The organism is Desulforadius tongensis (assembly GCF_016907915.1).
GTDB lineage: Bacteria > Bacillota > Desulfotomaculia > Desulfotomaculales > Desulfohalotomaculaceae > Desulforadius > Desulforadius tongensis.
Genome location: NZ_JAFBCW010000012.1, coordinates 66,567 through 75,325 on the forward strand (window position 1 = coordinate 66,567; position 8,759 = coordinate 75,325).

At 36.6% G+C, this 8,759-nt stretch carries 14 protein-coding genes; 2 read left to right on the forward strand and 12 right to left on the reverse strand.

What is annotated here, in order from left to right:
- Window positions 1–2 precede the first annotated feature (2 nt).
- From JOC37_RS06610 to JOC37_RS06660, 11 genes are all read right to left on the reverse strand, one after another.
- On the reverse strand, window positions 3–329 hold the full coding sequence (locus JOC37_RS06610) for a PrgI family mobile element protein (protein WP_204617322.1): 327 nt from the start codon (window positions 327–329) through the stop codon (window positions 3–5).
- 4 nt (window positions 330–333) lie between these two features.
- Window positions 334–684: a TrbC/VirB2 family protein gene (locus JOC37_RS06615; protein WP_204617324.1), complete on the reverse strand. Its 351-nt coding sequence runs from the start codon at window positions 682–684 to the stop codon at window positions 334–336.
- A 14-nt stretch (window positions 685–698) separates the two neighbouring features.
- The gene (locus JOC37_RS06620) at window positions 699–1,061 is read right to left on the reverse strand and encodes a hypothetical protein (RefSeq protein ID WP_204617326.1); all 363 of its coding nucleotides are present in this window, start codon (window positions 1,059–1,061) and stop codon (window positions 699–701) included.
- Window positions 1,062–1,344: 283 nt separating this feature from the next.
- On the reverse strand, window positions 1,345–2,187 hold the full coding sequence (locus tag JOC37_RS06625) for a DNA adenine methylase (RefSeq protein ID WP_238480797.1): 843 nt from the start codon (window positions 2,185–2,187) through the stop codon (window positions 1,345–1,347).
- 148 nt (window positions 2,188–2,335) lie between these two features.
- Entirely contained in the window at window positions 2,336–2,584 is a 249-nt protein-coding gene (locus JOC37_RS06630) for a hypothetical protein (RefSeq protein WP_204617328.1), read from the reverse strand.
- On the reverse strand, window positions 2,577–3,272 hold the full coding sequence (locus JOC37_RS06635; RefSeq protein WP_204617329.1) for a nucleotidyltransferase family protein: 696 nt from the start codon (window positions 3,270–3,272) through the stop codon (window positions 2,577–2,579). Before JOC37_RS06635 ends, JOC37_RS06630 begins: the two co-directional genes overlap by 8 nt.
- Window positions 3,273–3,360: 88 nt before the next feature.
- Window positions 3,361–4,215, reverse strand: a complete 855-nt coding sequence (locus JOC37_RS06640; protein WP_204617331.1) for a tyrosine-type recombinase/integrase — start codon at window positions 4,213–4,215, stop codon at window positions 3,361–3,363.
- 657 nt (window positions 4,216–4,872) lie between these two features.
- Complete coding sequence (locus JOC37_RS06645; RefSeq protein WP_204617333.1) at window positions 4,873–5,421, reverse strand: transcription termination/antitermination NusG family protein; 549 nt, start codon at window positions 5,419–5,421, stop codon at window positions 4,873–4,875.
- A complete protein-coding gene (locus JOC37_RS06650) occupies window positions 5,418–5,816 on the reverse strand; it encodes a hypothetical protein (RefSeq protein ID WP_204617335.1) in 399 nt (132 codons plus the stop codon). The genes JOC37_RS06645 and JOC37_RS06650 overlap by 4 nt, the downstream gene beginning before the upstream one ends.
- 269 nt (window positions 5,817–6,085) lie before the next feature.
- Window positions 6,086–6,331, reverse strand: a complete 246-nt coding sequence (locus JOC37_RS06655) for a hypothetical protein (protein ID WP_204617336.1) — start codon at window positions 6,329–6,331, stop codon at window positions 6,086–6,088.
- Window positions 6,332–6,423: 92 nt separating this feature from the next.
- A complete protein-coding gene (locus JOC37_RS06660) occupies window positions 6,424–6,666 on the reverse strand; it encodes a helix-turn-helix domain-containing protein (protein WP_204617338.1) in 243 nt (80 codons plus the stop codon).
- Window positions 6,667–6,807: 141 nt separating this feature from the next.
- Here JOC37_RS06660 and JOC37_RS06665 point away from each other — a divergent pair, with 141 nt between their 5' ends.
- Entirely contained in the window at window positions 6,808–7,122 is a 315-nt protein-coding gene (locus JOC37_RS06665; protein ID WP_207754937.1) for a helix-turn-helix domain-containing protein, read from the forward strand.
- A 104-nt stretch (window positions 7,123–7,226) separates the two neighbouring features.
- The gene (locus JOC37_RS06670; protein ID WP_204617340.1) at window positions 7,227–8,123 is read left to right on the forward strand and encodes a hypothetical protein; all 897 of its coding nucleotides are present in this window, start codon (window positions 7,227–7,229) and stop codon (window positions 8,121–8,123) included.
- Window positions 8,124–8,134: 11 nt separating this feature from the next.
- On the opposite strand, the gene JOC37_RS06675 is transcribed toward JOC37_RS06670, so the two are convergent.
- Window positions 8,135–8,329 carry a hypothetical protein gene (locus JOC37_RS06675; RefSeq protein ID WP_204617342.1) on the reverse strand — a complete coding sequence of 65 codons (195 nt, stop codon included), beginning with the start codon at window positions 8,327–8,329 and terminating at the stop codon, window positions 8,135–8,137.
- Window positions 8,330–8,759: the final 430 nt, after the last annotated feature.

The window sequence follows — 8,759 nt, forward strand, 5'->3', positions numbered from 1 at the left end:
GATTATTCCCCCTGCCTGAAGTTCAGGTATTTATGGCACCTTAACCTGTACTTCAGCATTTTAATTAAATGCCTGTCCAGTGTTTCGGTGTGGTCATCTTCTACCACTTGTTTTCTGGCCAGGTATAGCGCGACAGCTATGAAAGGAATTATTACCGGCAGGCAAAATATAATGTTCTGTAATTTTGTCCCAATAACAAAAAATGCAGCAGCTGCGAAAAACAGCCCAATAAAAAAGCCCCCGCCTATCCAGAACATTTCTCTGATTGTGATTCCGAAAATAAATGGGGTTTCTTCACGGGTTGAAAAAGGTACTATATACTCTCTCATTTTCTTAAACTCCTTTAATCAAATACGCTGCAAAACCTACAAGAACAACTGCAAACCCTACTATACCCATGCCGATAAACACGTACATTATGTGCTCTTTAACTTCTGAGCGAACCCTTTCGTTTCCGGTTTTAAGTCTAAACCCCAGAAATATGAGTACGATTGTAGCTATAACACCGCTCAGAGCGCTTGCGCCAAGGGCTATTTTTAGTATTTTATCGGCCAGGGTCTTGGCATCTATCTGATTTAAACCTGTCCCGATGTCTGGGTTATCAACCGCAAAAGAAGGTTCTGATATTAACAAAAAGCATAATATGAGAAACGCAAGTACCGGTTTTTGGTGTTTAAAATTCAAAATTCAACCCCCCCTTACAATCCGCGGTAATAAAGAAATAAACCAACTAACTGCGGGCCCCATAATACCAGCATCATACCCACTATCGCCCAGAAAACGGGTTTCCTTGCATCTTTTATAATAACTCCTATAGTTCCCCCAACAATGAAAATAAATAGCGTTAAAAGAGGTGATACTTCTACTGCCGAACCGTAAATACTCATCACGATTCGTTTAAATTTACCGGTGGCCTGTTCTGGTGTAACCGTGGGTATACCGGTATCTATAGCTGGTACTAATACTTCTTCTGTTGCTCCCGTTTCTTCACAATACCCTTGTGCTGCAAAGCACAGTACTGCAAACATGGAAAGCACCAGCATGATTGAAAGCCGGTACATAACTATCAACTCCCGATCTTTATTTGTCACGGTAATAAAGAACGATTCCAGCTATTAGCGGCAATAAAGTGGCTAAAACTGTACTAACACTACAGCGCAAACACACAGCGGGAATAAATAAAACTATGGTAAACATGGCGCCGGTAATTATTACAGGCATAAACCACCTCCTTAGTAAATCTCATTTAACTATCCAGCCGGGAAGCTAGTTTCTTCGGCCGTTCTAGTGGAATAAAGACAACGCGTGATAATCACCTCCAGAAAAATGTTCTTAAAAAGTGAACTACCTCGAGCACAAGGCCCGAGGTAGTTCACACGCAGTAATCAAACAGTGAAAGCTGTTCGGGTAAATCATAATTTGCCCATATAACTTCTTTTCTTTTTTTCCTTGTTCTGCTGATGTTTCGATCTCTTTTCTACTCCATTCGGTTAATAAGTCGTTGTATAACTCCGAATCATATCCACTTAGTAACACGAGTCCTGAATGCTTTTTTAATACCTTAATAAGTTTTGCATGTTCATCTTCATCGATCATTTCAACATTGTAATATCTCTGTTTTCTAGTGCTCAATAGATAAGGTGGGTCAACGTATATTAAACAATCTTTATGATTATATTTCTCTATCAAACCTATTGCATCTGTATTTTCAATTTCAGCATCTTTTAATCTTTCAGCAGCTTGCAATATTTTCTCAGGTAGCTTATTCCAATCCCCAGTAACTTTTTGTTTGCATTGGCTTCCAAGCACCGGTCCTGCATGCCGCCAGCCGGAACTATAGTATTGCATGCCTGCTATAGCCATATTGGCCCTTACTAAAAATCTTCTAGCTCTTTCTATTTCGTTTCCCGATCCCGGTATATCATGACATTCTTTATATTCATCTCGACTGTATGGTGTAAAATATATTTTTTTAGCAAGTTCTTCAGGGTAATCCCTAATCACTTTAAAAAGATTAGTCACCTCTCCATCCAAGTCATTAAGAACCTCAGTATTGCATGGAGGCTTTGTAAAGAATATTGCACCAGAACCAAAAAAAGGTTCTAAGTAGATATTGTGTTTAGGCATTAAGTCTACTATTATATCTGCAATATTCCATTTAGCACCAGGCCACTTTAAAACCCTCATAATTCCCCTCCTTTAACTTTCCCGCCGGGAAGTCCCCGTCCTGAGCTTGCAAAGGGCAGAAACTTCCCGGCTGGATAATTAAAAAATAAAAAACCCATGTTATGGCTGGCTAAGCCTACACGGGTTTTCTCGGTTAACTCATAAAATATTATTTTCTTACTCTTACCAATCTGTCTATAAATTCGTCAACAGTTTTATAGAGACTAAATCTATTCTGGTTCCTATGAGTCCTTTGAAGAGTGGCAAAGTCTTTTGCTCCGTAAACACCTATACTGGCTTTTGGAACTCTTGTTTTGATAATTTTAAACACTTCTCTAACCTCTTTAGGAGTCGATATTTCAAGAATTTCTGTATCTTCTACATGTTTTGAACGAGAATATATATACAACTTAGACATTTTTTAAAACTTCCCCCTTGTTACATTGAAATGCTTTTTCATATAAGTAATCTATATATGATTTTATGCCACAACTTTCCGGCATTTGAGGAATATCTTCTAGCCACTGTCGTAAGCTTCTCGCATAAGTTATAATGTCTTCATTATCAATTCTTGCATATATATTATCACGCAGATACTGATTAAGTAAAGCATCAGTCCTTGTCCAAAACTGAACTTCTATAGGGAAAACATTATTGTTAAATTTTATGTATAAATGCTGCCCATGATAACCGTCCCTCTCTAAATCTGTGAATCGACATTTTTCCTTACCATTAGGGCATGATGAAATAAAGTCTTCAACCGTTTCTTTTAATTCTTCCCTACTTACTGGCAGAACAAACCTCAAACCTATTATGTCGTTTAGTATTTTAAATAAAGGCTTTGTAATATTATCTTTATTCCAGTTTCGTTTAATTGAATCGTCCTCTTTATACCTAAACGTAAAATCTATGTATTGACTATGAGCTTCCATAATCTTATCAATATTTTGAGCATATTCAATTGTAGATATTATAAACTCATTTTTAAGTTCTAAAAAATCATCTAATTTTAAATCAACCTTTTCTTTTGTTTTTCGCATGTTGCAAGGTAATTGATAATCTTGTATATTGACTATGTTCTCCCATATTTCTGAATATGGTAGCATAGTAATTTTTGACCCCTTTCTACTTATCCCCGTTACTTAATTTTACTACCTATTATAAATAACTAACAAGCTATTTAGCCAAAATACATTAATCCCATGTAATCTTTTCTACTGAGCTTTCTAAATCATGTAAAGATGGCTTGGTATATCTAGCAGTAGTATTCAAATTTGAATGCCCCATAAGTACGGCCACACGATCTAAACTCTCACCAGCATCAACCAGCAATTTCCCAAATGTATGGCGTAAGGTGTGTGGGGTAACTTCCACACCAGAAAGTTGGGCATACTTTTTTATTATCCTTTCAGCAGTTCTAGTTGATATAGGCCCCTTACGACCAGGAAACAACCAACAATCATTAAATTCAGCTGCCATATAAGTTTCCAGTACCTTTCTTGCGGTTATATTTAGTGGCACTTCACGGTACTTGTCACCTTTCCCATGTCGCACACAAACATACCCGGAACGCTCTCGTATAACCAAATCTTCTTTTTTCAGGGAGCAGGCTTCATTAATTCTTAACCCCGTATGAAACAAAAGAGTAATAAGAGTATAATCCCTGAGTGTACCATATTTTTGTACCGCTCTCATTAAAGACCCTATCTCTTTTTTATTTAACCACTCTGGCGCTTTTCTTTGCTCCGAAACTCTTTTAACTTCAGCAGCTGGGTTTACTTTAACACATCCGTTAGAGTTAGCCCAGGAAAAGAAAGCCTTAATAACATCAATTGCCAGGTTAACTGTTGCAGGTTTTTTCCCCTGATTTTGTAAATAACGTCGGTAATCGGCAATGTCGAGAGATGTAATGGCAGCTGGATCAAAAATGGTATACCTTCTTTCAATCCATTGTTTAAATCGATATAAAGCTTTCAAATAAATATAAACTGTACGTTCTGAATAACTGCGGCCAATAAGATAATTTTTATAGTTATCGAACAATTGCATGTTTTAACATCAACTCCATTTGCTTATACGACATAAAAAAGACCGCTTATGCGGCCATTTTTACAAACTTATACGTCATTTATACGGTGTTTTTGTCGTATAAGACTTCTTGTACGTAATTAAAAGTTAAGAGACTATTTGTACATCCCTCCACATATCCTCCTAAAATAATCTCAAACCGAGTACATCTTCTGCTGCTTTTTTATTCAACCACAAGACTTCTTGCCTCTCCCTGCCCCCTTCTGTCAGGGTGTATCGTCCTGCGCTCCCAGTGTTCTAGCCGTCCACGGACACAGTTGGGGAATTGCCCTGGCACATGCATCGCATAGTGTCATATATACACCACCATGTTTCAATCAGCGGAAACAACTACCAGAACCGTCAGGTTCTTCGGTACGTTGAAGACAGCGGGCAGTGCCTGCTCATGGGCACAGCTTAGCCACCCCCCAGGTGGCTGTATTTTTTTGTCCGGCTCTCCTTCTCCAGCCCTGTTGAGAATCAACTGGAAAAGAATATTTTGCGAGCCAATATAATACTCTAATCATCTAATAACAAACCAACTTGCCAATTTTTGAATTCACAAACCTTACATCGCCCATTTATAGTTTTTAAAACAGACTTCAGTCCCAACGATATGCACGATAACTTTCTATAAAACTAAACAACTAACTGCATTGATTCAAGCAGCATCTTAATCAGGCCGTTGCCGCTTATTCTTTTGATATTTGGGGATGTAAGGTTTTGGATTTTACACATTAATGCGCGAACAAGTTTCAAAGGTAAGCGAATAACCGATTTACGGCCCCGGATTATTTCCATTGCTTCTTTATACCTGGCAATTATCGCCTCAATGATTTTGCGATCTTTTACATCCAGTTCCGCTTCGGATTCGCACTGGGCTTTGATATGATCTACCTGCTCATCGGTTATACTGCCTCTGCCGTCCAACAAACCGAAAACACCGGTGGCATAGCGCAAGTAGTGCCAAAGTTCATCGGTCAGGTTGCACTTGACAAAGATATACCCGGGCACAACTGATTCAATGCGTACTTTTGTTGCGCTGAAAACAGCTACTTTTTTAACGGGCGCAAAAATTTCTTCAATATGCTTAACCGCCTGGCTGTTTATTCTCGATATTGATTTTATAAGATTCCTTGCAACCTGATATTCTTTGCCCGTGATGACTTTTAGCACTACCCATCTCATTTTTTATTACCACCTTTAGCGAAATAATATTCAAGCTTAGAGTAATTGGAAGGATTTGATTTTAGTGATTTCAACCTAAGTACATCATATTCACTGTTGTTTTCCAAATAGTTAATATGATTATTCAGGTTAAAAATTAATGTGTTTATTGACTGGCATTCATCCATTAAGTCATCGCCGCCGCCTTCTTGTAGCAGCTCAAAAAAGACATCTTTTTCAAGCTGTTTTTTTTGTCTCTGCAGAAGCCTGCGCTCCTGTTTTAGTCCCTCGAAGTACTCGGCCCGACTTCTAATCCGGAGCGGTTCGTCACCTTTTGGTGTGCCGACCGTAATCTGGACTTGAGCCGGGGCAGCAGCCCTTGCTTTTTTCCTTACCTCTTGAGATAGCGTGTCCATTTAGCTTATGCCCCCTATTCAGACCTAAACCTGGTAGCAGTCGCTTTCCCTCCCGCCCTATTTAAGGCCAGATGAGGGGTAATTACACGCCAGACCTTCGGATACCAGGTACTTGATTGCAGTAGCCAAAGTTGCAGCATCCACCTGATTCTCAATCCCGATGTATTCCTGAACATCGTAAGAACTGCAGCCACCTGGTACATAACCACACCTGTTGAAGTTAGGTACCGCCACTAAATAGCCAAAATTAGTATCGAGCAAGTACACATCTAAACAGGTACCTCGTCCGGTAACCTCGAAGTATCCACCGGCTCGGCTCGCATCCTAATTTTGTTTTTAGCTGCTCTTTCAAACGCTGTCCTAGCAAGAGCTTGCCCCATGATTTTATAAGCTCTTGACCACCTAGCAGCAATATCCGGATCATTTTTCATGGCCCACTTAAGAGCTTCTTTGGCTTCGTTAATTTCGTGCGGCTCATAAATAGGTTTTATTTTTATCTTAACTACTTCAGACACTATACTTCACTCCCCCCGTTTCTTCTCCAACAACTTGCGCCATTTTTTCCCAATGATGAATGGTATAATAAATTAACTAACATGGGTAGAAACTAAATGGCCTTTTTTGGAGATTCTTCTTCTAATAAATCCGAACCACCAATAATTTGGATATTTATTTTTACACCAAGCGCATTTGCTAACTTCTGAAGAGTTTCTATTGTCGGCTTAGATTTGAAATTTTCTATATTACATATATGCTTTGCACTAATTCCGCTTTTAGCAGCTAGCTCATCCAGTGTTACTTTTTGTGCATGGCGTTCTATCCTAAGTTGATTAACAATCTTATTTAGCACTTGGTTCACCCCCTTAACTATATTATAAACCTATAGGTTAATTATATCAATATTTTAATTAACCCAAAAGTTAATTTTTTGGTTAAAAATTTTTGTTTTTATATGTTATTATTAACCTGAAGGTTAATAAAGGGTGATAACATGATTGATATTGGTGTTCGCATCAAAGAACTAAGAAAACAACGAAACATTAGCGCAAAACAACTAGCCATAACACTTGGTGTATCACAAAGTTTTATATCTGGCATTGAAAATGGAACTAAAAAATGTTCTATAGAAAACCTATACAAAATCTGTAACGCCCTGGGCATCACCTTATCCGAATTTTTTGCCGATACACAAGAAGCAAAACCTCTGCCACCGGAAGTTCGGCAGGTGATTGATAAAGTTAAAAAATTACCTCCTCAAAAGCTGAAAGTATTAAATGATGTACTTGATACTTGGGCTGATGATTGATTAATTGACTACACAGCTTTTTACCTTAGCCAATTTCTCACTATGGTAGAATTTATATATTATGAGCCGTTAACAAAGATCTAATTAAAAGAAGGTGATTAATTTTGCAGAATGCCCGTATATCAAATCTCTTAGATATCCAACAATCATTAAACAAAATGTCAAAAAATAAGTTTAATGAATGGTTACATTTTAGGAATCAAAACGAGTTTATAATAAAAGAAGTAATACAAAGGTATAATATCAAAACAAATAAATTATTATTGTTAGGAGCTGGTAATGGTAACGATTTGCCATTAAACTATATTGAAAACACATTTGACTATATTGAAATAGTTGATATTGATGAGAATGCGCTTAATAGGCTTTTGTCAAAAGTAAATAATACAGATAAATTCAATAAAATAATCTGCGATTTAACTGGCTTAGAAAAAGATGTAAATATTTTAAACGAGATAAATTCAACCGATAACATTCATGAAAAAGTATCATTAATTGAAAAACTTAAGCCCAATCCAAATCTTAGTGATATCTCTTATGATTTTGATTTAGTAATTAACTGTAATTTTTCTACGCAACTTTTATTACCTATATTACCCAACTATGGTTTTCAATCTTTACTATTAGGTGATCTTGCAATAGCACTTGGAAATCTGTCTGAACAAATCCACAAAAAATTATTTGAGCAAATTCATAATCACTTAAATTCAAACGGTATGCTAATACATTCTACAGATACCTTTGAGTTATCTAAAATGAGCCCTGCTTTTGAGCCGATATTAGCAGTGGCCGGAACTATTAATAACACTGTTAATATAGATTTAAGGTACTTAAAAATTTTTATGGAACAAGGCTTAGGTATTATAGGTTATCAAATACCTGCAAATACTTTTAAGTTATTTGAGTTCAAAACATTATTTAAGGCCTTATGGCACTTCAATAATTCAAAAGCTTATCTAGTATTACTATGGATTTTAAAGCTAAAGCCAGTTAGGGATTAATTAGTAATAAGTTAATCAGAAAATCCTAATAAAGTGCGAAACTCGTGCAGCTCCTCTTCTTTAGCTTCAGCGATAAATGTCTCTTGTTTTTTAAATTGCTTTATAGAATGTTTAATTAGCTGTAATAATAGTTTGTCATTGCCTACTACTCGAAACTTTTTAGAACTAAAAATTCTTTTAATTTTTATATCTCTAGTTAAGGTCACGCTATCACTCCCTTAGTTTCTAGCTTCTTCAACGCCCAGATTTTTTATTAGCTTGCGACAGCTTTTTGCAGAATTTTCAGTACCTGTTATGATAAAATTCTTAGATAGCTTGTAATTCTCCCCCTGAATTAGCTATCCTTACCCTTTCCCTTCCCTTTATCATAATTTTCCCGACAGCTTATGCCATTTTTTTCTAACATCAGATGGTACAATATCAATATAAAGTAAATCTTAAGCAGAAGTCTTGTTGTCTGTTGCAACATTTGTTTTTAAAAAAATTTCATCTAACGATATTCCATAAAAACTTGCTATTTTTTGTGCAACTTTTAAAGAAGTGTATTTGGCAAGTAGAAATTGCATGAAATGGCAGTAAAAAATGTAGTTATTTGCCAACATCCCTCATTTTTTAAATTTTCATTAATGATTCTTT